We start from the raw sequence: 26,462 nt of genomic DNA, 5'->3' as shown, positions 1-26,462 counted from the left end.
GCCCAATGGAATTGTAGGAAGCGAAAAATTAAAGAAACTCTATATTTCTGATATTGATGCCGGAAAAACCTATGTATATGATATACTGGGAGAAGGAAAATTATCTGAGAAAAAACTCTTCTGTGAAATGGGTTCAGATGGAATGGAGCTGGATAAACACGGTAATCTTTATCTGACAGGAGATGGCGTTCATGTTTTCAGCCGTTTGGGAAAGAAAATTTATCATATTTCTATTCCTGAGAAATGGACATCTAATGTGGCTTTTGGAGGAAAAAACAATGATATTCTGTTCATTACTGCCTCGAAATCTGTATATACTTTCCCTACCAGAGTAAGAGGAATAAAATAAGATTGTGATATCTTTATAATAAAAGAGCTCTGAAATTTCAGAGCTCTTTTTATGTTTGTTGAAACCACCCCGTCAAAAATTCTCTGAATTTTCGCACCCCTCCGGAGGAGGGGAATTCTCACAGGGGTAATTACTTTATCTTTGAAAATTTTCACAAGCTTATGTGAACTTTATATGCACAAAGTATCAACTTAAAAAAACTTTTGTGACTTTTATGGTTTAATAAGCAACCTCCATTTTCACTTTCTTACCTTTCAGTTTTTCGTTCTGAAGTTTTCTTAAAAGAGCGTTTACTTTATTTCTGGCAACGGCAACATAGGATGTGGTGTCCTTTACTTCAATAATTCCTACATCTTCTTTTTGAAGTTCTCCTTTCTTTAGCAAATATCCTACAATGTCCACTTTGTTCACTTTATCTTTTTTTCCTGCACTGATGTAAACAGTCTGGAAAGGTGTTTTTTGCGGAACTTTAGTAAATCCGGCAACACTTTCTTCGGGAGTATTATTTTTAATGAATGGGAAATTTTCCTCTTCAGTCATAATCAGGTAGACAAAACCTTTGGCATTCATTCTTGCGGTACGTCCGTTTCTGTGGATGAAGGCATCTTCTTTTGGCGGAAGCTGATAATGAACGATAGATTCTACCTCAGGAATATCAAGTCCGCGGGCAGCCAGATCGGTGGTAATAAGAATCCTTGCAGAATCATTTCTGAATTTTAGCAAAGCACGTTCTCTTTCGTCCTGTTCCATACCACCGTGGAAGGTTTCTCTGTCGATTCCCATTTGGTTAAGAAGTTCAGAGATACGGTCTACGGCCTCACGGTGATTACAGAAAATCAACGTTCTTTTGTTCCCGATTTTACAAACCAGATTGAAAAGGGTATCCAGTTTTTCTTCAGGAATAGTCATTACTTTTCTCAGCTGGAGATCCGGTTTTACATCATTTTCTTTAAGGAAACTGATTACTTTTTCATCTTTTAAGCCTGTAAAAGCCGGAATTTCATCCATGGCTGTGGCAGATGTTAAAATTCTTTGAGAAAGCCCTTTTAAAGAATTGGAAATAAATTCCATATCATCATGGAAACCCAATTCCAGAGCTTTGTCGAATTCATCAAGAACCAGTGTTTTAATCGTTTTTGGATCAAAATTGTTATTTCTTAAATGGTAAACAACCCTTCCAGGAGTTCCGATCAATACAGCCGGAGCTTCAATCAAATTATTAACCTCAATTTTTTTATCATGGCCACCATAGCAGACAGAAACTTTAAAATCTGTCCCCATAGATTTAAAAACCTGCTCAATCTGTAAAGCAAGTTCCCTTGCCGGAACTAATATCAATGCCTGAACTCCCTGAACATTTTTTTTCAGATTTCTGAGAACGGGAAATAAAAAAGCTAGTGTTTTCCCGGATCCTGTGGGAGAGAGTAAAACAATGTCTGTATTGTTTTCAGATGCTTTATAAGTAGATTTTTGCATTTGATTCATATCCTGAATCTGCAGTTTTTGATAGATCGGCTGTAATTCCATGCTGCAAAGGTAATGAATTTAAGCGGGTGATGGGTGGGAGAGTTTGAGAGGGATAGGACTGTAATGTTCTTCTTGAATTCTGCGTTCCTGTCATACTGAATGAAGCGCAGCGAAATGAAGAATCTCATTTTGTCCCCACTAGTTATAGATGCTTCGACTCTGTTCAGCATGACATCTCTAATACTAACTGTTTTAAATTTAGAACGAAGCAATATCTGCTGTCATGTTGAGCAGAAACTGAAAGTTTACGAAATGCAGTTCTTGAAGCATTATTTTAATCAAAGTGTTGATTTTGAAATATATAAGTTAAATATTAGCTTACCGAAATCTATTGCTTATTTTAAATAAAATTCATATCTTTGCACCCACTTTTGTGGCGAAAAGGTTTGAAGAGTAAATTACTTACAATTAATTACTTCCGTATTTTTTAATCCGCATTTATTCAAACCGTTAAAAAAGAAGGAATACAAATTTTATTAGAAAATGTCAAAAGAGACAAATTCAGCAGAGGTTTTATTAAACCAAAACGTAGCACCAGAACAATTTGATTGGGATTCATTCGAATCAGGTCTTGATGCAGATGCGAGAAAAGAAAAAAGCGATTTAGAAGAAATCTACAACGGATCTTTAAACAACCTTGACGATAACGACGTTTTAGTTGGTAAAGTTGTAAGATTAACTGATAAAGAAGCTATCGTAGACATCAACTTCAAATCTGAAGGTGTTATCTCTCTAAACGAATTCCGTTACAACCAAGGCCTTAAAGTAGGTGATGAGGTAGAAGTAATGGTTGACAAGAGAGAAGACAAAACTGGTCAATTACAATTATCTCACAGAAAAGCTAGAACGCTTAAAGCTTGGGATAAAGTAAACGAACTTCACGAAACTGGAGAAATCGTTAACGGTTTTGTTAAATCTAGAACTAAAGGTGGTATGATCGTTGACGTTCACGGAATCGAAGCATTCTTACCTGGTTCTCAAATTGACGTTAAGCCAATTAAAGATTACGATCAGTTCGTAGGAAAAACTATGGAGTTCAAAGTTGTGAAAATCAACCCTGAGTTCAAAAACGTAGTTGTATCTCACAAAGCATTGATCGAAGCAGATATCGAAGGTCAGAAAAAAGAAATCATCGCTCAGCTTGAAAAAGGTCAGGTTCTTGAAGGAACTGTTAAGAACATCACTTCTTACGGTGTATTCATTGACTTAGGAGGTGTTGATGGATTGATCCACATTACAGACCTTTCTTGGTCTAGAGTGAACCACCCATCTGAAATCCTAGAAGACGGACAAACTGTAAAAGTTGTAATCCTTGATTTCGATGACGAGAAAACAAGAATCCAATTAGGTATGAAGCAATTAGAAGCTCATCCTTGGGATGCTCTTTCTGCTGACTTGAAAGTAGGTGACAAAGTAAAAGGAAAAGTAGTAGTTCTTGCTGACTATGGTGCATTCGTAGAAATCGCTCCAGGTGTTGAAGGATTAATCCACGTTTCTGAAATGTCTTGGTCTACTCACTTAAGATCTGCTGGAGATTTCGTAAAAGTAGGTGATGAAGTAGAAGCTGAAGTATTAACTTTAGATAGAGAAGAAAGAAAAATTTCTCTTGGTATCAAGCAATTGTCTAAAGATCCATGGGAAAACATTGAAGCTAAGTATCCGGTAGGATCTCAGCATGTAGGAACTGTAAGAAACTTCACTAACTTTGGTGTATTCGTAGAGTTAGAAGAAGGTATCGACGGATTAATCTACATCTCTGATCTTTCTTGGACTAAGAAAATCAAGCACCCATCTGAGTTCTGCGCAGTAGGTGATAAATTAGACGTTGTAGTTCTTGAATTAGATATCCAAGCTAGAAGATTATCTCTAGGTCACAAGCAATTGACTGAAAACCCATGGGATAAATTCGAAACTAAATATGCTGAAGGAACTATCCACGCTGGTAAAGCTGTAGAAGTTCACGATAAAGGAGCTTCTGTTCAATTCGAAGATGCTGAAGTAGAAGCATTCTGCCCTTCAAGATTATTAGAGAAAGAAGATGGATCTAAAATCAAAAAAGGTGAAGATGCTCAGTTCAAAGTAATCGAATTCAACAAAGAATTCAAGAGAGTAGTAGTATCTCACACAGGTATCTTCAGAGACGAAGAGAAGAAAAACGTAAAAGAATCTTCTTCTAGAAACGTAACTTCTTCTTCTAACAACGAAGAAAGATCTACTCTTGGAGACATCGATGCATTAGCAGAGTTGAAAAGAAAAATGGAAGAAGGTAAATAATCTTTGAACCATCTATAAATATGAAGCCGCTCATTTGAGCGGCTTTTTTTATGAGTATATATTATAATCTGTATTTAAGATATTGAAAAAGAGGGTTTATTAGACATAATTTTATAAAATAGTAAAAAAATGAACCGAGTTTATATTAGAAATTCATACTAATTATATCTATTTATGTGGCGAAATATTTGAATGAAAAGAATCAAAAAATAGAGTAAACGTATTTTGGAAGACTTGAATATATTATGTTGTTCTATAAATTGAGAATTACATAAAATAATTTTTAGGATGTGTTTTATATGGGTATTTGTTTACGTGTTTATTTTTAATAAAAAAAATAGTAAAGTTTTGTGAATTATTTGTAGATTAGCGGCTTTAATAATGGATATGAAAAATAAAGCTCTACCCCTTTTATTTGCGGTATTTTCTGCATTTCCGACATTATTGTTCGGACAGGATAATGAAAAACTGATTAAAGATTATATTTCTCAAAATAAAATAAGGGAATATAAAAAGTCCGATCTGAATAATATCATTGTTGATAATATAGATCCTTCAAAATCATTGAATGGTAATGTTGTTAAATTTTTACAGACTTATAAAGGTTTGCCGGTATACAGTTCTGTAGGAACAGCATTGATTAGAGATAATAAAATTATTTACTATACAGATAATTTTGTTACAGATTATACTACTTCTACTTCGGGGACAGCTGCCATTAATAAAGGGACAGCTCTTCAAAAGATTGCTGAAGATCTGAAAAACCCGGATATTGCTAACTTCACTATTCTTGAGTACCTTGAAAAGACACCAAAGAAAGCTACATCAGCTAATCAGAGATTAGTGTATACAAATGATGAGAGTGGAAACTTACGTTTGGCCTACGAATATACTTTAATGGAGCCAAAATCTCCTAATTACTGGAATATTTTAGTAGACGCCAACAATGGAAATATCCTGTTGAAAAACAACCTGACACTATCATGTAATTTCCATCATGATGCTTATGGTTCAGAAGTAGGTGAGAGCCATGCTGATCATTTTGAAAATACATTAGTTGGGCCTCAAAATAGTGTAGCACAAAATAATAATATTCCATTGCTTTTACCGGATAACGCATCCTATAATGTATTTCCATTACCTATTGAAGCACCTACTTTTGGTTCAAGATCAATCATAAACAATCCGTGGATTCTGAGTGCTTCTCCTGAAGGATGGCATTCTGACGGAACAAACCATTATACTGTTACAAGAGGAAATAATGTTTTTGCCTATGAAGATGCAGATGGTACCGCTTTAACAGCACCTGATTATCTTACAGGGGCTCCGGCAGAGGGTGGAGCAACAAGAAATTTTGATTTTCCTTTTAATATCAATGAAACTCCATTAAACAACAGAAATGCTGCTATAACAAATTTGTTTTATCTGAATAACAGAATTCATGATGTTTTCTACAAATTCGGATTTACAGAAACCGGAAGAAACTTTCAGCAGAACAATTTTGGAAATGGAGCTGTAACAGGAGAAGATGATTCTGTATATGCAGAGGCTCAGGACGGAAGTGGATTAAATAATGCTAACTTCTCTTCACCACCAGACGGATATAATGGTAAAATGCAGATGTACTTATGGTCTTCTGTTGGAAGAATATTTTATTATAACGCACCTACTGCTGCTGTTTCCCGTACACCAGGAGCCGGAACTGCACAGTTTGGTAATCCGTTACCTATCAATGGAGTAACAGGAGATGTAGCACTTTCATCAGTGTTAGATGGATGTACAGCTCTGCCTGCAAGTTCATTGGTTGATAAAATAGGATTGGTTGAAAGAGGAACATGTGCTTTTGCTATTAAAGTTAAAAACCTTCAGGATGCAGGAGCTAAAGCGGCTATTGTTTATAATAATGCAGTAAATGGTTCTACTTTGGGAAATATGGCGGGTGATGATCCGACAATTACAATCCCTTCAGTATTGATTACGAATGCAGAAGGAGAATACATCAAAACCCAGCTTGCAGCAAGTACAACAGTAAATGTTACCTTAAAAAGAAATATGACCCCTGACGGAAGTTTTGATAACGGAATCGTAACTCACGAATATGGTCATGGGATCTCAAATAGAATGACTGGTACCGGATACAATTGTCTGAATTCAGGAATTAGTAAAGAACAAATGGGAGAAGGATGGTCTGATTTCTTTGCTTTAATGTTAACTAATAAAGCTGGAGATAATGCTACTGTAGCAAGAGGTACAGGGACTTATGCAATAGGACAGCCAATAACAGGAGGAGGTATCAGACCTGCAAAATATTCTACAAGTCTTGCAGTTAACGGATTTACATATGGAAATACCAACGGAATGGAATACAATAACGGATCAGCAATTGTTCCTGATGTACACTCTATTGGTTTTGTTTGGGCAACAATGTTATGGGATCTTCACTGGAAATATGTTGAAAAATATGGTTATTCATCAGATGTATTATCCACAACACCTAACGGAAGCACAAAAGTATTACAGTTAGTAACAGATGCTCTTAAACTTCAGGGTTGTAATCCTAGCTTTATTGATGGAAGAAATGCAATATTGGCTGCAGAGTTGGCAACAACTGCAGGTGTTGACAAATGTATGATCTGGGGCGTTTTCGCAAGAAGAGGTTTAGGAATAAATGCATCAGCAGGAGTTAAAAATAACATTAATGACCAGGTTCAGGATTTTAATGTTCCGGAAGCATGTTTATTGGCTACCAATGATGTAAATGCAGATAAGAATAATAATATTTCGATCTATCCAAATCCTGCTAAGGACGAGTTTTATATTAAGTTCCCAAGCAACACTCTTGGCAAAGTAAGTGTAGAACTTTATGACATGTCTGGTAAACTGGTTTCTTCAGAAGATAAAATCTCACCAGATGCTAAGAAAGCAATTTCTACAAGCAATCTTGTCAACGGAACTTATATGGTTAAAATCAAAGGGCTAGGTTTCGAAGCAGCTTCGAAAGTAATGGTTAAAAAATAATTTATTTTTATAAACAATCTCAAAATCGCCACAAGCTTGCTTGTGGCGATTTTATTTATCTATTACCATGAGACACTTCAGAATGATTAAATTAATATGTTGTACCTTTGCAGGCTGTTAAAAAAATTATGAAGAAGAAAAATATACTAAAAGGTGTTTTATTTGTAGGGATTGGAGCTAGTATATACGGTATGTTGGCCACTTTTGTGAAAATGGCTTACCATGATGGTTTTACCACCTCAGAAGTTACTACTTCCCAATTCGTATTAGGTTTGACAGGACTTTTGATCCTCAATTTTATTCAGACCTTAACCTCAAAACAGAAATTATCGATGCCAAGTTCTAAGGAAGTAAGAATGCTCTTGCTTGCAGGGACTTCTTTGGGAGGTACAAGTTTATTCTATTATATTGCCGTACAATATATCAATGTTTCCATTGCTATTGTATTATTGATGCAGTCGGTATGGTTCAGTGTGGTAGTAGAGAGTATTATTACAAAAAAACTTCCCAATACAAGGAAAGTGGTCTCTGTGATTATCGTATTGTTGGGAACCGTTCTGGCAACCAATCTTATTAATATGGAAATAGAACTGGACTGGCATGGGGTTTTCTGGGGACTGATGGCAGCAGCTTCCTATACTTTGACGATGTTCACTTCTAACACACTGGCTACTCACCTTCCGGTTTTCAGAAAGAGTATTATTATGCTGGCAGGTGGTTCTGTTGTAGTTTTTGCATTCTTATTCTTTGCCCAGATAGGGCCCATGTATTTTGATGGTTTAAAATCATTATACCTGAATTTTACAGATAATACAGAACATATCCATTCATTTAATTATTCGATATTTCTCACGTATGGATTTGTACTGGCTCTTTTTGGAACTATTATCCCGCCAATCTTATTCAATGTTGGGTTTCCAAATGCAGGATTGGGCCTTGGAAGTATCGTTTCATCACTGGAACTTCCGGTTTCCGTTACCATGGCTTTTGTTTTGCTGGGAGAGAAGGTATTTTTGATCCAATGGGTAGGAATCGTTCTGATTCTTTTTGCTATTGTTTTGATGAATTTACCTTCAAAAAAAGAAAAAGAAGTTTCAATGGCATAATTGTCTAAAAAATATTTAACTAAAAATAACAATTGAAACCGTTCCTTTTGGAGCGGTTTTTTTAATTTTAATCTCTAAAATAAAAGTTTCATGAAACATTTCAGAAATATAATGACCGCTTTTACTTTGACGGTCTCTGGTTTTATATTTTCACAGGTAAAACCTCTGGATGCAATGCTGTCTGATTATCAATATCCTTATGAAGTACATTTTCTCAATTTCAAGTCTCAGGGTGAAAATTTGAAAATGGCTTATATGGATGTACAGCCACAAAAATCCAATGGAAAAACTATTATGCTTCTCCACGGCAAAAACTTTAACGGTGCTTATTGGGAAAGAACAGCCAAAGATCTTTCTGCTAAAGGATTCAGAGTAGTGATTCCTGATCAGATAGGATTTGGAAAGTCTTCAAAACCTCATTCATACCAGTTTTCTTTTTCGCAACTGGCAGAAAATACAAAAGCAGTTCTGGATGAATTGAAAATAGAGAAAGCGATAGTATTAGGACATTCAATGGGAGGAATGGTGGCAACCCGGTTTACATTACTATATCCTGAGAAAGTACAAAAACTGATCCTTGAAAATCCGATCGGACTGGAAGATTATAAAACTTTTGCAGCGTATCAGACCATTGATCAGGCATATCAGTCTGAACTTAAAAATACAGCCGAAACGTATAAAAATTATCAGCTTAAATTCTATTACGACAACAAATGGAAAGAAGAATACCAACCCTGGCTTGACTTAATTGCAGGATGGACTCTTCATAAAGATTATCCTCAGGTAGCCTGGGACGCTGCACTTACCACAGATATGATTTACAACCAACCAGTATGTTATGAATTTAAAAATATCAAAGTTCCTACCTTGCTTATTATTGGAACAAGAGACAGAACAGCTATAGGAAAAGACAGAGCACCTAAAGAACTTCAGCCAAAGATGGGACAATATCAGGAATTGGGAAAGAAAACCCAACGTGAAATTGCGGGTTCAAAGCTTGTAGAGATTGAAAATGTAGGGCATCTTCCCCATATCGAAGTCTATCCTAAATTTATTGAAGCACTGTATAATTTTATCCAATAATTTCATTGTAAACTATAAAATATTTGAAACATTAAGTTTTTTGCAAGTGATTAAAAATAATAAGCTTTATAAACATTTTGCTTAATTTTTCATCTTTGATGAAACTTAAGGATTCTTATCATCTTCATTCAACTTAATGTTTCAAAATCAATTCTTTTTGTTCCCAAACAGCCATAAAGTACAAACTCCAATTCCAGAAAACAATACACATGCAATTCCCAGGTTTTGTATCAATCCAATGGCTATCAGTCCAAGACCTATTTGTATATAATAAATCAATCCTAACAAAGCTCCTGCACTTCCTGTTTCGCTCTTATAATTCATAAGTGCTGTGCTCAGTATATTAGGGATGACAATGCTGAAAGCCATCACAATGAAGAAATAAGGAATTAAAAAGTATATTTCTGTACCTATCAGAATCCATACAAAAATAGAGGCGATAAATGCTATATATGTACTTACTTTAACTAAATATTTAGGCTGTATATTCCTGAATAACAAATATCTGTTAAGCTTTGCTCCCGCAAATGTACCCGTAGCCAGTATCATACTGCTGTACCCAAAGACATAAGACGAATAATGATTTTCTTTAAAGATAAACGGAGCCAGCGAATAGTATGAAAATAACAAGACATTAAAACTCATGATCTGTAAGCAACATCTGATGATCTCCTGATCACGAAGCATCCGCTTGAGCAAATTTCCCAAAATACTGATGCTGATTTCTTTTGGAGAATGATGGGTCTCAGATATTTTTTCTCTGGAGAGAATAAAGAATAATAGGGACAATATGCATAATGCGATAAATACACCTTGATGTCCCACAGAAGAAGCTAATATTGAACCGGTAATCATTCCGACTACAGGACTGATGGATAAGCCGATTCCGATCCAGGAAAATACTTTACTCAGATTATCTTTATCATAGCTGTCTCTTAAAATGGTTTGTGTTACAATAGAACCTACTGAAATTCCAAATGCAGAAATAATCCTGGCTGTAAGAAGAATCATAAAATCAGAAGCAAAAACAGCAGCCAAAGTTCCGATTCCATAGGTGATGAAACCGTATTCCAATGATTTTTTCCTTCCAATCCTGTCGCATTGAATGCCCCAGAATGCTACACCCAGCGCAAATGCTATAAAATATAAACTGATCGTTAAGGTAACTGATTCTTCATTCACTCCAAACTTCTCCTGTACCATTGGTAAAACTGGACTGTAGATGGTTTCTACAAACTGAGGAAGCATCACAAGTAAAGTCAACAACCAGATTGGATTTGTCTTTTTCATTTTTTTCTGCAAAGTTTCCAAAAAATCCATGTATATTTATAATGATATAAAAACAAAAAATATCAAAAATAGGACATGGCTATACTGAAGCAAAATGAAAGCTTTAATGCAGATACTCTTCATGAAAAAGTAATTGGGATAGCTTCTGATATGGTATTGCATGATTCCGGTTTTCACTTTCATAAAACAAAGTCTCAATTGTTGTATGCGCCATCAGGCTGTATGACAGTGACTACCTCGGACAGGCAGTTGGTTCTACCGCCGTTTAGAATGCTTTGGATTCCTGCCCATGAAGTTCACCGTGTGAATTTCAGGAATATTGTCGCCTATAGATCTATCTATTTTGATGAAGATTATTCCCAAAACTATATAGAATCGGATCTGAAAGTTCTTCATGTGAATCCCTTGTTAAAGGAAATTATTGAGAGAATCTGTTTCTGGGAGTGGACGGACCTTAGTAATGATCAGGCTCATCTTTTAAATGTTTTTTGGGATGAAATGATCAAAGCTCCGGAAGAAAAACTGGAACTTAAAATGCCGCAGGACAAACGTTTTAAGAGAATCGTTGAAGAATGGACGCTACGTCAGTCTATACCTCCAATGTTGAAAGATCTTGCAGAAATATCCGGAGCAGTGGAGAAAACGATCAGCCGTATTTTTAAAAAAGAAACCGGACTGTCTTATCAGGATTGGAGACAGCAATGGAGGTTGCAACGGTCTATTGAACTTTTGGTGGAAGGTAATTCAATAGGAGAGGTTTCGCATATCCTGGACTTTTCGTCAGACAGTGCTTTCATTGAGTTTTTCAAAAAACAGACAGGTTCAACACCTTTGCAATATCTTATAAAGAATGAATAAACCTTGGAGTGCCACACTCATTTCTTGTCCTATGAAAAGCCTGATTCATAGTAAATTTCATAAAATTGTATTACCTAATACACTATTTTATGAAAACAATGAATACCAATAGCGTTGAGAATTACATACATATAATTGAGATCAACACTACTGTAGATAAAGTATATCATGCCTTGACTCATGAGATTCCTCTTTGGTGGACTGAATTGTTTGAAGGTTCCTCTTCGGAGGTTGGAAATCTTTTTACCATAAGATTTGGAGATCAGATTCACAAAACAATGCGTGTGAAAGAAGTAGCTGCCAATGCAAAAGTTGTATGGCTAGTTGAAGACTCATTAATTGCTCTTCCCGATTTGAAGAACCAAACAGAATGGATCGGTACAACAATTGTATGGGAAATAGAGGAAAATAAAGGGATCAGCCAGATAAAACTTATTCATGTCGGTCTGAACCTGGCTATTGAATGTTATGAGATCTGTTCAAATGGTTGGATGCAATTTATAGGCAGCCTGAAAAAATTTCTTGAAACCGGAGAAGGAACTCCCTATAAAAAATAAAAAAATATTTAAACAAAAAAAGAGACTGTTTACACGTAAACAGCCTCTTTTTGTATTTATTGTTGTCTGAATTATTTCTTCTTGTAAGCAGCGTCTTTGATTCTTGCTTTTTTACCTCTAAGGTCTCTGAAGTAGTAAATTCTAGCTCTTCTAACTCTACCTCTTCTATCAACTTCGATTTTTTGAAGTGCAGGCATGTTAATAGGGAATACTCTTTCTACACCTACATCACCACTCATTTTTCTGATAGTGAAAGTTTTTGTAGAACCAGTACCTCTTAATTGGATAACTGTTCCTTTGAAGAACTGAGTTCTAGTCTTTTGTCCTTCTTTAATTTCGTAATACACAGTAATTGTATCACCTGCTTTGAATTCAGGGAATTCTTTTTTCGCAATGTACTTGTCTTGTACGTACTTTAATAAATCCATTATTAATAAAATAAAATGTTAAAGCTAAGCAACTTACACGTTCTTCGTCAGAGGTTGAATAACAGGTTGCAAATGTACAAAATAGTTTTTGAATACACCAAATATTTAATGTGCTAAAAACTATAATTTTTTCATTCTGATTTTGCCAAAAAATTAACGGTTTCTTTAAAGTACCATCAGACAGAGTTTATATGGGAACTCTACTTTTGCCCGAAGTAAAAAATCTGAGCAAGGATTTTTAAATAGTTGATTTACAATTCGAAATTCTATATGTTATTTTAAAACGAAAACGATTATGAAACATTATTTCTTCTTTTTTTGTTTCGCGGTCCAGATGGCTTTCGGGCAGGCTTTGTATCCTTATTTACAAAATCCTACCCCGAATTCTATGATCGTCAATTGGAAAACAGCTTCCAATAATGAAACAACAGTGATCTACGGAGATTCTCCTGCGAATCTGAACGTAACTGTAACGGGAACTACCAATATCTTCTCAGATACAGGGTACAACAACAATTACTATTATCACACAGCAAAGATTGCCAATCTTCAGCCGAACACGAAATACTATTATAAGATCAAAACAGGAGCAAATGAGTCTGCTGTTTACAATTTCAGAACACTTCCTCTGCCGGGCCAGGCCGTAACTGCCAATGGAAAGATCCGTTTCCTTATTATGGGGGACAACCAGATCAAAGCAGAACCAAGATATGATACGCTTACTTTGAATGCGTATAAAAAACTAAAGGAAAAATTCGGAGCTACTTCAGATCCGTCAGATAATATTGCGCTTACTTTTATGGTAGGTGACCAGGTAGACGTAGGTACATTGGATCACTATGAAAATGTCCACTTTAAAAAGAATATCAAACTATCACCTTATCTGCCTATTCAGACAACGGTAGGAAACCATGAAACCTATGGAACGATGGGAATGAATTCTTACTATGCCCATTTTTATATTGATGAAATCAGTTATAAAGGGATAAGCTCAGGAAATGAGAATTATTATGCCCAGCAGGCAGGAAATGTATTATTTGTAAGTTTAAGTTCTGAACATACCGGATCAGCCCAGCAGACATGGCTTCAGCAGATCTTAACGGCGGCCAACAATGATTCTACGGTAGACTGGATTATTTCTTTGAGTCACAGACCGTATCAGGCAGAGCAGTATGTAGGAGATATTTCTACATGGGTAAGAGAAAATGCTGTACCGCTTCTGGTGACTTCTGATAAATATTTAATGCACGTTGGAGCTCACCACCATTTATACCACAGAGGTCAGCTTAAAAATACGCCGAATTATCAGATTATTTCCGGAGGAACAGCCTGGGATCAATATTGGGGAATGTCCAATGAACAGGATTTTGATGATGTTCAGAAAACTTTAACAGATTGGACTTATCAGATTGTGGAAGTAGATATTCCAACCGGAAAAGTAGATATTGAATGCTATTCAATCGGTGGAGTTTACAACAAGAAAAACAATGTATTGGTAGATTCTTTCCACAGATATAAAAATCAGCCTAAACCGGCAAAACCATCCATTACAAATACTTTCTCAGGGCCAATTACTTTACCTTTGACATTGAATGGAAGTGCATTTTCTTCTTCCAATGGAGAGCTTTTAAATACAACACAGTTCCAGATCAGTAAAGCCTCGAATTTTTCTGTGATTGAAAAGGAATTCTACCGTGATTTTGAAAACTGGTTCGGAAAAGACGGAAACGGAACTCCTGATAAAACGAAAAATCTGAATGATGGAGTAGATATCACAAAAGCAATATTGGCAGCGAATTCTATCCCCAACGGAATCTATTATGTGAAAACACGTTACAGAGACAGAAATCTTGAATGGAGTGAGTGGAGTGATGTGAAGCAGTTCGAAATTACAGGAAGTGTGGTTTCAAACCCTACCTTCACTTTAAACAAAACAGAATATGCTCAGAATGAAGCTATCACAGCTACTTTCACAGGAGGTCCTGGAAATCAGCAGGATTGGGTAGGAATCTATAAAAAAGGACAAACTCCGGCTTCTACCACTTCACAAGGATATATTTATACGAATGGACAAACTGCAGGAACAGTAACTTTCAATAATGGTCTGGCTACTAAAGGTCAGTATTTTGCAGGATTCTTTGCAAATGGAGGATATACAGAAATCACTCCAAGAAAAAATTTCTATGTAGGACCGAAAGTACAGCTGCAGACTACCGCTGATACATATCCGGTAGGAGGAACGGTTATTATCAATTTTACAGATGGACCGAACTTACAGAAAGACTGGATCGGAATTTATAAAATGGGACAGACTCCGGGAACTACAGCTTCTATCAAATGGAGCTATGTGACGGCTGCATCCGGAACATTGAATTTTACAGGGCTTCCAAAAGGATATTATTATGCTCAGTATTTGTTGGAAGATGGATATAACGGAATCGGGGAGAAGGTATTCTTTAAAGTAGGAGATATTGTTACTGATCTATGGATCAACAAACCTGTATACACTTTAGGAGAAAACATTACAGCTTCATGGACAGATTCTCCGGGAATCATCAAAGACTGGTTAGGAATTTATCCTCAAAGTGTTCAGACGCCGGATGATAATTTTGTTTCTTATACCTATTTTGATGGAGTAACTCAGGGAACAAAAACTATTCAGGGGACAGCTGTACCTGCAACACCAGGAAACTATTATATGGTAATGTTTACCAATGATTCCTATACAGAGGTTTCCAATAGAGTACAGTTCCAGGTAGCTTCACCTACTTTAGGAACTGAAGAAACCAGAAGTACAGAGAAAAATGTAGTGCTGTATCCAAACCCAACCAAACCGGGACAGCCTACTTTCATAAAGAGTGATTACCCGATTGAAAAAATTGAGTTGGTCTCAGCTTCGGGAGAATTACTGTATGTATCGAAAAATATCAATAACCAACGTTTCTCTTTGGTGAATGAAAACCTTCCGCCAGGCGTTTACTTTGTAAAAGTACACGGAAGAAAACTATTTACTTTAAAGCTGATTATTCAGTAAGGTAAACTAAACACAATTATAATGGAGAGGCTGTCAGCAATGATAGCCTCTTTTATTGATGTAAATAATCACCAAATCATCCCTAATCATCGGTGAAAATTGTGTTATCTGTGGTTTAAAAAAAGCGACTCCAAAAAAAATTGAAACCGCCTTTGATATAGAGACATGGTAATTAGTCAAATGGATAATACAGATCATCCTCATTAAGTAACGTCTGGTTTTCAGCAGAAGCATTTTCATCCTGAGTATCAGCAAGAGTCTTTGTTTCCTGAATAAGCTTTCCATCCATATTATAAAGCTTTAACAGAATCCATTTCCCGCTGCGTTCAAGTTCTTTGGCTCCATCAAATGTTTTCAGCCTGATTTTTCCGGATTGAATCACACCGGTTTTTACAGAAGATTTATTGGCAGGTTTGCCTTTTGCATACTGTGTGATTTGTGCTGTGAAATAATAATCTTCACCATCTTCACTGAAAGGTTGTGTAAAAGTATACAAAACAGTTCCTTTAGTGTCATAAACAATTGCTTCATAACCTGTTTGCTTAGCATTCAGCTTTTTTTCATAATTCAGTTTATTAAGCCCTTCATAATAGTTTTTTATATTTACAATAATACCATCTTTATAGAGGGTTTCATTAAAACCTTCATAAGTAGTACCATTATATGGAATACCATCCTGGTACGTTAATGTAGATTTCAGCTTTCCATCCGGAGAATAATATTTGATTTCCTGTATGACATCATCTTTTAAAAACTTCTCAGACGATAATTTTTTGTCTTCATCAAAGTATTTGCTATTTACAATTGAGCCTTTTTCATAGGTATCGATGGATGAAACCTGTGTGTATTCATAGGACAGCTGATAGTCATCTCCATCCATTGGATTGTAAATATCGTTTTCTTTATCATATTGATATACCAGATGCCCTAATTTTTTACCCGACTCGTCATAAGTTGTTTTATAGCCATCTTTTTTGTTCATTTTCTGTTCCTGTAAGATCTTTCCGGTTTTGCTGTAGATAACGCCTTCCTTTACACTGCCGTCCTTTCTGTATTTTTCTATCTTAGAAATCCTCATTGGACTGGAATAATAATCGACCATCATATTTTCACCCGAACCGGAAGTAGTACTGCTGCCAAGATATTTTCCTTTTTCACCGTAATATTTTGTTTCAGTGTTGCTATCCTTATCAATGATGGTTTCATTTCTGATCCCTTTAATATCATCATCATAAACGGTTGTTTTTACAGGCGTTGAGTTTTCGTAATCAATCAGAATGTTAAAATCCATTCCATCTTCAGCATCTTTGTAGGTGAACATCTTTCCTGAGAAGTTTCCATCTGCTTTATATACCAAATCTTCTGTCAGTCTCCCTTTTGTATCATTAGTCTGAGTTGGTCCAACCTGCTGGCCGTTAGAATAAGTGGCAAAACTCAACACCTTTCCTTCAGGAGTATACCAGGTTACTTTTCCGTCATACACTTCGCTATTAGGAGTTGGATCTGAAGCGAGTCCTTCCATTTGAAGTTCTCCGTCCTTATAGAAATCTTTGATAAGGGTAAGTTTTCCTTTTGGAGTCGTTTCACGGTAATATTCCATGTTGTCCTGAGTAGTTTTTTCCCAGTTTTCATCGAAATAAGTTTTTTCCTGTGCGTATACATTGATGCTGAGTACCAGTGCAAGTAATGCTGAGGTAAATAATTTTTTCATGTTTTTTTGTAAGCTTTGATATTTATATATGATTAATGTGATGAAGGTTGTTGAAACAGATCTCAGTAGTGATCAAATGAAGCGAAAAGGGCAGTATTTGTCCGGCATTGAAATAATTTCTACATAAAGTTGTGTTTAGATGACAACCGGAACTAATACAGTATTTCCGGCTTTGAGAGCGCAAATATAGATGAAATTGATGAGAAATAAGATAAAAAATGAACAGACTTGTTCGGTTTTTGATGTAATATTTTGATTATGATGTGTTTAAATGTTTTGGGACGGTTTTTAAAAAATGTATCGAATTCAGTACTGTTTCCATTCATAGGATATACAGGAAAATTTATTAAATTTAGCCAACAGAAAAATCTAATATTTCATGATAGATAAAAGAGTAAAAAATGCAAAGGAGGCCATTGAAGGAATTAATGATGGAATGACATTGATGCTTGGCGGATTCGGACTTTGCGGAATCCCTGAAAACTCAATCAATGCTTTGGTAGAAAGCGATGTGAAAGATCTTACTTGCATTTCAAACAATGCAGGAGTAGATGATTTCGGATTAGGATTACTGCTTCACAAAAGACAGATTAAGAAAATGATCTCTTCTTACGTAGGTGAAAATGCTGAATTTGAAAGACAGATGCTTTCAGGTGAATTGGATGTAGAACTAACTCCTCAGGGAACTTTAGCAGAAAAATGCAGAGCTGCTCAGGCGGGAATTCCGGCATTTTATACCCCTGCAGGGTATGGAACTGAAGTAGCAGAAGGGAAAGAAGTAAAAGATTTCAAAGGAAAACCTCATATTCTGGAGCACGCTTACGATGCAGACTTTTCTATCGTAAAAGCATGGAAAGGGGATCATGCAGGAAACCTTATCTTTAAAGGATCAGCAAGAAATTTCAACCATCCGATGGCGGGTGCGGCAAAAATTACCATTGCTGAAGTGGAAGAATTGGTAGAACCAGGACAATTAGATCCCAATGAAATTCATATTCCGGGAATCATGATTCAGAGAATTTTCCAGGGAGAAAAATTTGAAAAAAGAATTGAGCAGAGAACCGTAAGAACTAAAGAATAAGTTCAAAAAATAAAAATAAAAAGCGCTGAACATCCATTCAGCGCTTTTTTTATGCTTGAGGAGTAAGTGTTTTTCTTTCTCCGATCTGTTGTCTCCACATGGCGTAGTAAAGTCCTTTTTCGTCAATGAGATTCGCGTGGGAACCTGTTTCTACTACCTGACCACGTTCAAGAACATAAATTTTGTCTGCATGCATAATCGTACTTAAACGATGTGCAATAAGAACGGTAATCTGTTCTCTTTCTTTTGAAATGTCCTTGATGGTAGTGGTAATTTCTTCTTCAGTAATGCTGTCCAGTGCAGAAGTAGCTTCATCAAAAATCAGCAAATGAGGTTTTCTTAAAAGGGCTCTGGCAATAGCAATCCTTTGTTTTTCACCGCCACTCAGTTTCAGGCCGCCTTCACCAATCACGGTTTCAATTCCTTTTTCAGCTCTTTCCAGTAATGCTGTGCAGCTTGATTTCTGTAAAGCAACGGCAAGTTCTTCCTCAGTAGCAGAAGGATTAACGAAAAGAAGGTTTTCCTTAATGGTTCCGGCAAATAACTGGGTATCTTGTGTTACAAAGCCAATCTGATTTCTTAGTTCATCAAAATCAAATTCTTTTCCATTGATTCCATTGTAAAAAATATTCCCTTCCTGAGGTCTGTACAATCCAACCAGCAGTTTCACCAAAGTACTTTTTCCGGAACCACTCGGCCCTACAAAGGCAATAGTCTCACCGTTTTTAAGATCAAAAGAAATATTATTTAAAGCTTTGTACTGAGCAGACTGATGCTTGAAAGAAACATGTTTAAATTCCAGTTCCTCAATAGCTCCGATTTGTTTCGGATGAAGAGGTTTTTCTTCTACGTCTTTTTTCATCAAACGGTCAAAATTCTGAAGAGACGCTTCTGCCTCACGATAAGAAATAATAATGTTTCCAATTTCCTGCATAGGCCCGAAAATAAAGAAGCCATAAAACATTAGAGACAGATATTGACCCGGAGTCACAATGTTTTTAAAAATTAAAAATAAAAGAGTCAGGGTAATTAATTGTTGAAGAAAATTGACCATTGTCCCCTGAATAAAACTTAAAGAACGGATGCTTTTCACTTTTCTCAGTTCAAGACCAAGAATCTTGTAAGTATTGTTGTTTAAACGGATTACTTCCTGATTGGTTAATCCTAAACTTTTAACAATCTCAATGTTTCTAAGACTTTCAGTAGTACTTCCGGCTAAAGCGGTGGTTTCAGTGACGATATTTTTCTGGATCACTTTGATTCTCTTACTCAACAAATTGGTGACAATCGCAATAAAGAAAATTCCACAGATATAAACCGGCATAATAGACCAATGCAAACGGATAGCATACACAGAAACGAAAATAATACTCACCAGAATTCCGAAGAAAATATTGATGAAATTTGTGATAAATTTAACCGTATCTTCTCTTACTTTCGTTAAAATTGACAGGGTTTCACCACTTCTCTGATCTTCAAACTCCTGATAGGGAAGTGCCATGGAGTGTTTTAAACCGTCTGTAAATATTTTCGCTCCAAACTTTTGAGTAATCACACTGACCACATAATCCTGAAAAGCTTTGGCAATTCTGCTCACCATTGCTGTTCCGATAAGCAGTCCCAAGAAGTAAAAAGCACCGTGATATACAGAGCTTCCGTATAAATATTCATTCAGGTTTCTGGGTAATAGCTTTTCTTTATCAAAAAAGTTAGGATGAGTAACCAATTGATCAAGGATATTTCCTGTGATGGCCGGGGCAAATAAAGAGAAAACCTGGTTGATCGTAGCCAAAAATAAAGAGATGATTATCAGCCACTGATAAGGTTTAAGATATCTAAAAAGTATTTTCATTCTATTAAAAAATAATGGAACAAAATTACAGATATTATTTTAACTAACAGTGTTAATTATTGAATACAACAAAGCTCTTTTGTATTCAAGTGAAAATAATTAAATTGCAGTCTAAGTTTTTATTATGCTTACAAAAGAACAAATTGCCAAAAGAATTTCAAAAGAACTGAAAGATCGTTATTATGTAAACCTGGGAATTGGGATTCCTACTTTGGTTGCCAACTATGTTCCGGAAGGTATTTCCGTAGAATTCCAGAGTGAAAATGGAGTTTTGGGGATGGGACCTTTCCCTTTCGAAGGAGAAGAAGATGCGGATATCATCAATGCCGGAAAACAGACCATTACTATTCTGGAAGGAGGTTCATTCTTTGATTCAGCCTTTAGTTTCGGGATGATTCGTGGTCAGAAAGTAGACCTTACCATCCTTGGAGCAATGGAAGTTTCAGAAAACGGAGATATTGCCAACTGGAAAATTCCTGGAAAAATGGTGAAAGGAATGGGAGGAGCAATGGATCTTGTAGCTTCTGCAGAAAATATTATCGTTGCAATGATGCATGTAAACAAAGCAGGAGAAAGTAAAATCCTTAAAAAATGTACACTTCCTTTAACAGGAGTAAACTGTGTTAAAAAAGTGGTTACTGAATTAGCTGTTCTGGATGTAACTCCGGCAGGGTTTAAACTGGTGGAAAGAGCACCGGGAGTTTCAGTAGAAGATATTATCAAAGCTACAGAAGCAGATCTGATCATTGAAGGAGAAATTCCTGAAATGCAATTCTAATCTGATGATAAATAAAAAGTTTCGGCCTCACAAAGTGAGGCCGAAACTTTTTACAATATAGGAAACTATCATTTAAAATTTGATCAATATTTCTATTGCTAGTCTAAAAGCGACATAGGAGATCGTAGCGTTAAAAAAATAATTCCGGTGAACGTTAAGAAAATTCTTCTGTCCGAAGTGCGAGACCAATTCAGAACTGATTAATAAATAATGATTTCTCGCAAGTTTAGAATTTTTAGAGAACAGGATTTATTTTTAGCGAAGAGCTCCAGGTCTTGAATTTTTGTTTCTTTTGTTTCAAGACAAAAGAAATTAAAAACAAAAAAAAGCTGTTTCATCATGAAACAGCTTAAATATCTTAACGGTTAGCATGTCAAACTAACTTCTAACCTCTAATATCTAACTTCTTATTTATTTCCCATCCTGAGCCCCAAAAACCTTTTGCAAAATACTCGTTGTTCTCATTGCAGGCGTATTTCTGATCCCGCTTTCTTTATCTGCTACCATTTTGAAAACACCATTAATGGTTTCTGTAGTAACATATTCGTTAAGATCTGTAGTGACAGCCTGTCCGGTAAATGTATTATATTTTGAAATGAGATTTTTCCAAAGCGTATCAGCGCCAACTTTTCCTAAAGAAGCTTTTACTTTAGGCTGAAAAGCATTGAAAAGCTGAGTCTGAGTCTTTCCCTGAAGGTAGCTTGTTGCAGCATTATTACTGCCTAATAAAATATTTTTGGCATCCGTAATCGTCATGGAAGTAATGGCATTTGTAAAAATAGGTGCAGCTTCAGTTACGGCATCTTCAGCAGCTCTGTTCAGTAATTTTACTCCTTCATCAGCAAGACTTCCCATTCCAATAGAACGTAAAGTAGTGTCGATTTTTCTTAATTTTTCAGGCATTAAAATCTTTACAGCTTCATTTTTGAAAAAACCATCCGTTACGGCCAGTTTTTTTACTCCATCTGTTACTCCCATACTTAAAGCCTCTTTTAATCCTGAGGAAATCTGGGTAGAAGTAAGGTTTCCAAGGCCGGCAGATGAATTGTTAGAACCGGATCCCGTAGTGGTAGTCTTAGGAGAAGTTGCAGTACCCGTATTTTTTACCGGAACATTAAGGTCTACTCCTGTTTTATCTTTAACGGCAGATTTTATGATATCAAAAATTTGTGCCTGTGTTGACATTGAGAATAATAATGCTGCTGCCAGAAAAATGTTTTTTTTCATCCTATTTTTTTACAAATTTAAACCTTTTAATTTTTTTTAAGTCGATTAAGTGGATCAAAAAACAAACCATAATGTACAGGATATAATAGAATAATTTCTATAGATATGGTTTAATAATTGTAAATTATTTATTTCACAAGAATATAAACGATTTAAAATGTTTACATTTTGTTTTTTAAAAAAGGTTCAAAGAGTTTTGAAAAATAATTATCTTAGCTCAAACCTTAACCACATCCAATGATACGGACTTTTTTAGTACTTTTTGTATTGATTTCAAACGTGATTTTTGCCCAAAATAAATTAAACCTAATCCCTTATCCTCAAAAAGTTCAACTTTTACAGGGAGAATTTGTAATCCCCAAAACGTTCGTTCTAAACGGTAACCTGCCAAAAGAGGAAACAGAATATTTCAAAAAAAGGATTGGTTCTCAGTTAGACTTTCAATATGCTCAGAAAGGTGGTGAGATTCATTTAACAAACTCTGTAATTCCTTCACCTTCGGAACCAGAGACTCAGCAGAAAAAAGAATATTATTCAATAGAAATTTCTCCAAAGCAAATTCATATTAAGTCCTATACGAAACAAGGGTATTTTCTGGCTCTTCAAACTTTGGTTCAGATTATTGAACAGTATAAAGAGGGAAAGAAAATTCCTGCTATGAAAATCGAAGATCAGCCGAAATTTGCATGGAGAGGAATGCATTTAGATGTATGCCGTCATTTTTTCACTGTTGATGAGGTGAAACAGTATATCGATTATCTGGCGATGTATAAACTGAACACTTTTCACTGGCATTTAACCGATGATCAGGGATGGAGAATTGAAATTAAAAAATATCCTAAGCTTACTCAGATCGGCTCAAAACGTAAAGAATCCATGATCGGGGCTTATGTTGATAATACATTTGACGGAAAACCTTACGGACCTTATTTTTATACCCAGGAACAAATAAAAGAAGTGGTAAAATACGCTCAGGACAGACACATTACTGTGGTCCCTGAAATTGAAATGCCTGGGCATGCACTGGCAGCTTTATCAGCATATCCTGAACTGGCATGTACCAAAGGTCCTTTTGAATCTGCTACGAAATGGGGTGTTTTTGATGATGTTTTCTGTCCGAAAGATGAAACATTTACTTTTCTGGAAAACGTTTTGGATGAGGTAATCAAATTATTCCCTTCCCAATACATTCACATTGGGGGTGATGAGTGCCCGAAAACACGATGGAAAGAATGTGTACACTGCCAGGAATTGATTAAGAAAAATAATTTAAAAGATGAACATGGTTTGCAAAGCTACTTTATTCATCGAATTGAAAAATATGTCAACAGCAAAGGACGAAAAATTATTGGCTGGGATGAAATTTTAGAAGGCGGGTTAGCTCCGAATGCTGCCGTAATGAGCTGGACAGGCGTCAATGGAGGTATTGAAGCTGCAAAATCAAAACACTTTGCCGTAATGACACCAGGAGCATACTGTTATTTTGACCATTATCAGGGAGATCCACAGTCTGAACCTAATGCTTTTGGTGGTTTTACTCCTTTAGAAAAAGTATATTCTTATAATCCTATTCCTTCCGAACTGAATGCTGAACAGGCTAAATATATCATGGGAGTTCAGGCTAACCTGTGGACAGAATATATTTTAGATTTCAAACAGGTACAGTATATGATTTTTCCAAGATTAATGGCGCTTTCTGAAGTAGGATGGGGAACTTCAGATCCTAAGAATTATAAAGAATTTGAAAATAGAGTGATCAATCAGTTTAAAGTTCTGGATGGTATGAAGGTTAACTATGCCAAAAGCATTTATAACATCACCGGAAAGGTAATTCCTTCCAATACGGGAATTGCCTACGAATTGTCAACCTCGCAAAACACAAACGGAATAAGATATACACTGGACGGAACAAATCCTTCCATCAATTCTAAAACGTATCAGAATGCAGTTCAGATTCCTAATTCTTTAACTATTAAATCAGCTTATTTTGAAGAGGGTCAGCTGAAAAGTGCCGTGTCTGTACAACCATTTACCATTTCAAAGACTACTGGGAAAAAGATAACTTTAGAACAGCAACCTAGCGAAAACTATTCTTTTGGAGGAGCTTTCACCTTAGTAGACGGTATTATCGGAAATGTAAAACAGCTGGGTAAAACATGGCTGGGCTTTCAGGGAAAAGATGTAGTGGCAACAATAGATTTGGGACAGAAAACAACTTTTTCAGAAGTGTATTTCAATACTCTTGAGAATAAAGGAAGCTGGATACATCTGGCTAAATCTGCAAAGATCTATGTTTCTGATGATAACAGTAATTTTAAACTGATCAAAGAAATCGGAACTGCAGAAATTAAAAATACTACTGGAAAAATCAAACTGAATGTAGGGGCGCAGAATGCGAAATACCTGAAAGTAACTATTGAAAATGCGGGCATTATTCCGGCAGGAAATCCCGGAGCAGATTCTAAAGCATGGTTGTTTGTCGATGAAATTGGCGTAAATTAGAATAAAAAATGCAGGACGACACCATACTTTCTTCAGAATTCTCATCATCACCAGAATTGGTAGAAAAGTTGTATCAATATGGTGTAACGAAAAGTTACCATCAAGGAGATATTATTCTAGATGAAAATGCTTCCATCCGTTCTATTCCTATCGTGATGAAAGGAATGCTGAAAGTAATCAGAACAGAAGAAGACGGGCGTGAAATTTTACTATACTATATCAAGGCTGGAGAAAGCTGTATCATGTCTTTTCTGGGCGGAATGCACAATGAAAAAAGCATTGTAAAAGCTGAAATTGAAGAAGATGCTGAAATTCTTTTTCTTCCGGTAGATAAGGTGTCTTTATTCATTAAAGAACATCCGGAATGGCTGGATTATATTTTCAGATTGTATCATAAAAGATTTGAAGAACTATTAGATATTATCAATGCCATTGCTTTCAAAAAAGTAGACGAAAGACTTCTCAACCTATTGCAGAAAAAATCTGAACTCACCGGCTCTGAAACCATTCACACGACCCATGAACAACTTGCTAATGAATTGGGAACTGCAAGGGTAGTGGTATCAAGACTCCTGAAACAGCTTGAAGAAGACGGAAAACTCCAGCTGGGAAGAAATAAAATCGTTCTCCTGAAAACCCTGAACTCATAACATTCACTTCACTTCAATCAAAGATATTCCTTTCCTACGGAGGGGTGGCAAAAAATTTTTAAATTTTTGACGGGGTGGTAAAAATCATTGCGAACCAAAGGTGAAGCAATCTCAAAGAAGAGGAATTACTCTAACTTCTTTGTATCCTTTGTGAAACTATTTGTTTTCATTTGTGTTAAAAAATCTCCTTATGTAACAAAAGTAACTGTAGACTTCTTTTTACATTCCCATTTTTGCATCAGAATTAGTTGAATAATAATAATGGAAATCATAGGATATGCAGCTGCAGTTTTAATAGGAGTTTCTCTTGGTTTAATAGGAGGTGGAGGAAGTATTCTCACTGTTCCCGTACTTGTTTATCTCTTTGGGATTGATACTTTTCTTGCAACAGAATATTCTCTCTTTGTAGTGGGAATCAGTAGTCTTGTAGGCTCTGTATCGTATTTTAAAAAAGGATTGATCAATTTTAAAATGGCTTTGGTATTCGGACTTCCTTCGGTAGTTTCCATCTTTCTGACCAGAATATATCTTCTTCCTTTAATTCCTGAAAAAGTCATAATAATACAGAACTTTACGGTTACCAAAAATATTTTTTTATTATTGATTTTTGCAGGCTTAATGATTCTGGCATCCTATAAAATGATCAAAAGTAATTCCTCAAAAGAATCTTTAGAAAGCATTACGAATAAGAATAGTGCTTTTCTGTCAGCAGGGCAAGGTTCAATAGTAGGTGTTTTAACGGGATTGGTAGGAGCAGGAGGTGGTTTTATGATTATCCCGGCATTAGTGAATCTTTTAAAAGTTCCAATGAAAACTGCAATAGGAACTTCATTAGTTATCATTTCTATCAATTCTCTGATCGGTTTTATCTCCTCTGTAAACCATGTAGCAATAGATTGGAAACTGCTGGTTTCTATCACGGCCATTGCTGTTGTCGGGATTATTATTGGCTCTCAATTATCAAAAAAGATAGACGGTAAGAGACTGAAACCTGCATTCGGATGGTTTATTCTGGTAATGGGTATTTATATCATCACGAAAGAAATCTTCCTTTAATTTTCTTATGTAACAAAAGTAGCTGTACAGGAAAAAGGAAAGATGGAAATTTGTATCAGATAATAAATCAAAATAAAATAC

General features: G+C 35.7%; 19 protein-coding genes. 13 read left to right on the top strand and 6 right to left on the bottom strand.

All coding sequences use genetic code 11. From position 1 onward, the window contains the following. Positions 1–349 (top strand): SMP-30/gluconolactonase/LRE family protein (locus REB14_RS22305; RefSeq protein WP_309523332.1); only part of this gene is annotated, 349 nt, incomplete at its 5' end. 219 nt (positions 350–568) lie between these two features. On the opposite strand, the gene REB14_RS22300 is transcribed toward REB14_RS22305, so the two are convergent. After that, a complete protein-coding gene (locus tag REB14_RS22300) occupies positions 569–1,876 on the bottom strand; it encodes a DEAD/DEAH box helicase (RefSeq protein ID WP_034695341.1) in 1,308 nt (435 codons plus the stop codon). A gap of 483 nt (positions 1,877–2,359) precedes the next feature. Between REB14_RS22300 and rpsA the strand changes: the two genes are divergently transcribed. The 4 genes from rpsA to REB14_RS22280 all read left to right on the top strand — a co-directional run bounded on the left by rpsA (position 2,360) and on the right by REB14_RS22280 (position 9,357). Beyond that, complete coding sequence (gene rpsA / locus REB14_RS22295) at positions 2,360–4,150, top strand: 30S ribosomal protein S1 (protein ID WP_047095475.1); 1,791 nt, start codon at positions 2,360–2,362, stop codon at positions 4,148–4,150. A 387-nt stretch (positions 4,151–4,537) separates the two neighbouring features. Beyond that, positions 4,538–7,168, top strand: coding sequence for a T9SS-dependent M36 family metallopeptidase (locus tag REB14_RS22290; RefSeq protein WP_309523331.1), 2,631 nt, complete (start codon positions 4,538–4,540; stop codon positions 7,166–7,168). A 128-nt stretch (positions 7,169–7,296) separates the two neighbouring features. After that, positions 7,297–8,274 (top strand): EamA family transporter, encoded by a 978-nt coding sequence (locus REB14_RS22285; RefSeq protein WP_079241046.1) that lies wholly within the window; start codon positions 7,297–7,299, stop codon positions 8,272–8,274. 111 nt (positions 8,275–8,385) lie between these two features. Then, positions 8,386–9,357, top strand: a complete 972-nt coding sequence (locus tag REB14_RS22280) for an alpha/beta fold hydrolase (protein WP_425248771.1) — start codon at positions 8,386–8,388, stop codon at positions 9,355–9,357. A 147-nt stretch (positions 9,358–9,504) separates the two neighbouring features. Here the strand turns inward: REB14_RS22280 and REB14_RS22275 are convergent, their stop codons facing one another. Next, entirely contained in the window at positions 9,505–10,647 is a 1,143-nt protein-coding gene (locus REB14_RS22275) for an MFS transporter (protein ID WP_309523328.1), read from the bottom strand. Positions 10,648–10,722: 75 nt separating this feature from the next. Between REB14_RS22275 and REB14_RS22270 the strand changes: the two genes are divergently transcribed. Both REB14_RS22270 and REB14_RS22265 read left to right on the top strand, forming a co-directional pair. Continuing rightward, positions 10,723–11,505 carry an AraC family transcriptional regulator gene (locus REB14_RS22270; RefSeq protein ID WP_309523327.1) on the top strand — a complete coding sequence of 261 codons (783 nt, stop codon included), beginning with the start codon at positions 10,723–10,725 and terminating at the stop codon, positions 11,503–11,505. Positions 11,506–11,594: 89 nt separating this feature from the next. Then, the gene (locus REB14_RS22265) at positions 11,595–12,062 is read left to right on the top strand and encodes an SRPBCC family protein (RefSeq protein WP_309523326.1); all 468 of its coding nucleotides are present in this window, start codon (positions 11,595–11,597) and stop codon (positions 12,060–12,062) included. A gap of 71 nt (positions 12,063–12,133) precedes the next feature. Here the strand turns inward: REB14_RS22265 and rplS are convergent, their stop codons facing one another. Continuing rightward, positions 12,134–12,490, bottom strand: coding sequence for a 50S ribosomal protein L19 (gene rplS, locus REB14_RS22260; RefSeq protein ID WP_002980648.1), 357 nt, complete (start codon positions 12,488–12,490; stop codon positions 12,134–12,136). Positions 12,491–12,785: 295 nt separating this feature from the next. Here rplS and REB14_RS22255 point away from each other — a divergent pair, with 295 nt between their 5' ends. Next, positions 12,786–15,524, top strand: a complete 2,739-nt coding sequence (locus tag REB14_RS22255) for a fibronectin type III domain-containing protein (RefSeq protein ID WP_309523325.1) — start codon at positions 12,786–12,788, stop codon at positions 15,522–15,524. Between the two features lie 172 nt (positions 15,525–15,696). Here REB14_RS22255 and REB14_RS22250 read toward each other — a convergent pair whose 3' ends face one another. After that, positions 15,697–17,235, bottom strand: a complete 1,539-nt coding sequence (locus tag REB14_RS22250; protein ID WP_309523324.1) for a toxin-antitoxin system YwqK family antitoxin — start codon at positions 17,233–17,235, stop codon at positions 15,697–15,699. A gap of 379 nt (positions 17,236–17,614) precedes the next feature. Here REB14_RS22250 and REB14_RS22245 point away from each other — a divergent pair, with 379 nt between their 5' ends. Then, entirely contained in the window at positions 17,615–18,316 is a 702-nt protein-coding gene (locus REB14_RS22245) for a CoA transferase subunit A (protein WP_034695351.1), read from the top strand. Between the two features lie 49 nt (positions 18,317–18,365). On the opposite strand, the gene REB14_RS22240 is transcribed toward REB14_RS22245, so the two are convergent. Continuing rightward, the gene (locus REB14_RS22240; protein WP_309523323.1) at positions 18,366–20,168 is read right to left on the bottom strand and encodes an ABC transporter ATP-binding protein; all 1,803 of its coding nucleotides are present in this window, start codon (positions 20,166–20,168) and stop codon (positions 18,366–18,368) included. A 124-nt stretch (positions 20,169–20,292) separates the two neighbouring features. On the opposite strand from REB14_RS22240, the gene REB14_RS22235 reads away from it, so the two are divergent. Continuing rightward, entirely contained in the window at positions 20,293–20,946 is a 654-nt protein-coding gene (locus tag REB14_RS22235; protein ID WP_002980639.1) for a CoA transferase subunit B, read from the top strand. 411 nt (positions 20,947–21,357) lie between these two features. Here the strand turns inward: REB14_RS22235 and REB14_RS22230 are convergent, their stop codons facing one another. Beyond that, complete coding sequence (locus REB14_RS22230; protein WP_079241053.1) at positions 21,358–22,173, bottom strand: DUF4197 domain-containing protein; 816 nt, start codon at positions 22,171–22,173, stop codon at positions 21,358–21,360. Positions 22,174–22,410: 237 nt separating this feature from the next. Between REB14_RS22230 and REB14_RS22225 the strand changes: the two genes are divergently transcribed. From REB14_RS22225 to REB14_RS22215, 3 genes are all read left to right on the top strand, one after another. Beyond that, positions 22,411–24,675, top strand: coding sequence for a glycoside hydrolase family 20 protein (locus REB14_RS22225; RefSeq protein ID WP_309523322.1), 2,265 nt, complete (start codon positions 22,411–22,413; stop codon positions 24,673–24,675). An 8-nt stretch (positions 24,676–24,683) separates the two neighbouring features. Further along, complete coding sequence (locus REB14_RS22220) at positions 24,684–25,325, top strand: Crp/Fnr family transcriptional regulator (protein WP_079241055.1); 642 nt, start codon at positions 24,684–24,686, stop codon at positions 25,323–25,325. A gap of 261 nt (positions 25,326–25,586) precedes the next feature. Beyond that, on the top strand, positions 25,587–26,381 hold the full coding sequence (locus REB14_RS22215; protein WP_079241056.1) for a sulfite exporter TauE/SafE family protein: 795 nt from the start codon (positions 25,587–25,589) through the stop codon (positions 26,379–26,381). Positions 26,382–26,462: the final 81 nt, after the last annotated feature.

Origin of the sequence: Chryseobacterium metallicongregator (genome assembly GCF_031324065.1) — a bacterium.
GTDB lineage: Bacteria > Bacteroidota > Bacteroidia > Flavobacteriales > Weeksellaceae > Chryseobacterium > Chryseobacterium metallicongregator.
This window is presented reverse-complemented; position numbering and strand designations above follow the sequence as displayed.

What these genes read in the sequence shown, in the direction of transcription:
- REB14_RS22300 (WP_034695341.1), bottom strand. Translation starts at nt 1,876, where the DNA reads ATGGAATTACAGCCGATCTATCAAAAACTGCAGATTCAGGATATGAAT.
- rpsA (WP_047095475.1), top strand. Translation starts at nt 2,360, where the DNA reads ATGTCAAAAGAGACAAATTCAGCAGAGGTTTTATTAAACCAAAACGTA.
- REB14_RS22290 (WP_309523331.1), top strand. Translation starts at nt 4,538, where the DNA reads ATGAAAAATAAAGCTCTACCCCTTTTATTTGCGGTATTTTCTGCATTT.
- REB14_RS22285 (WP_079241046.1), top strand. Translation starts at nt 7,297, where the DNA reads ATGAAGAAGAAAAATATACTAAAAGGTGTTTTATTTGTAGGGATTGGA.
- REB14_RS22280 (WP_425248771.1), top strand. Translation starts at nt 8,386, where the DNA reads ATGACCGCTTTTACTTTGACGGTCTCTGGTTTTATATTTTCACAGGTA.
- REB14_RS22275 (WP_309523328.1), bottom strand. Translation starts at nt 10,647, where the DNA reads ATGAAAAAGACAAATCCAATCTGGTTGTTGACTTTACTTGTGATGCTT.
- REB14_RS22270 (WP_309523327.1), top strand. Translation starts at nt 10,723, where the DNA reads ATGGCTATACTGAAGCAAAATGAAAGCTTTAATGCAGATACTCTTCAT.
- REB14_RS22265 (WP_309523326.1), top strand. Translation starts at nt 11,595, where the DNA reads ATGAAAACAATGAATACCAATAGCGTTGAGAATTACATACATATAATT.
- rplS (WP_002980648.1), bottom strand. Translation starts at nt 12,490, where the DNA reads ATGGATTTATTAAAGTACGTACAAGACAAGTACATTGCGAAAAAAGAA.
- REB14_RS22255 (WP_309523325.1), top strand. Translation starts at nt 12,786, where the DNA reads ATGAAACATTATTTCTTCTTTTTTTGTTTCGCGGTCCAGATGGCTTTC.
- REB14_RS22250 (WP_309523324.1), bottom strand. Translation starts at nt 17,235, where the DNA reads ATGAAAAAATTATTTACCTCAGCATTACTTGCACTGGTACTCAGCATC.
- REB14_RS22245 (WP_034695351.1), top strand. Translation starts at nt 17,615, where the DNA reads ATGATAGATAAAAGAGTAAAAAATGCAAAGGAGGCCATTGAAGGAATT.
- REB14_RS22240 (WP_309523323.1), bottom strand. Translation starts at nt 20,168, where the DNA reads ATGAAAATACTTTTTAGATATCTTAAACCTTATCAGTGGCTGATAATC.
- REB14_RS22235 (WP_002980639.1), top strand. Translation starts at nt 20,293, where the DNA reads ATGCTTACAAAAGAACAAATTGCCAAAAGAATTTCAAAAGAACTGAAA.
- REB14_RS22230 (WP_079241053.1), bottom strand. Translation starts at nt 22,173, where the DNA reads ATGAAAAAAAACATTTTTCTGGCAGCAGCATTATTATTCTCAATGTCA.
- REB14_RS22225 (WP_309523322.1), top strand. Translation starts at nt 22,411, where the DNA reads ATGATACGGACTTTTTTAGTACTTTTTGTATTGATTTCAAACGTGATT.
- REB14_RS22220 (WP_079241055.1), top strand. Translation starts at nt 24,684, where the DNA reads ATGCAGGACGACACCATACTTTCTTCAGAATTCTCATCATCACCAGAA.
- REB14_RS22215 (WP_079241056.1), top strand. Translation starts at nt 25,587, where the DNA reads ATGGAAATCATAGGATATGCAGCTGCAGTTTTAATAGGAGTTTCTCTT.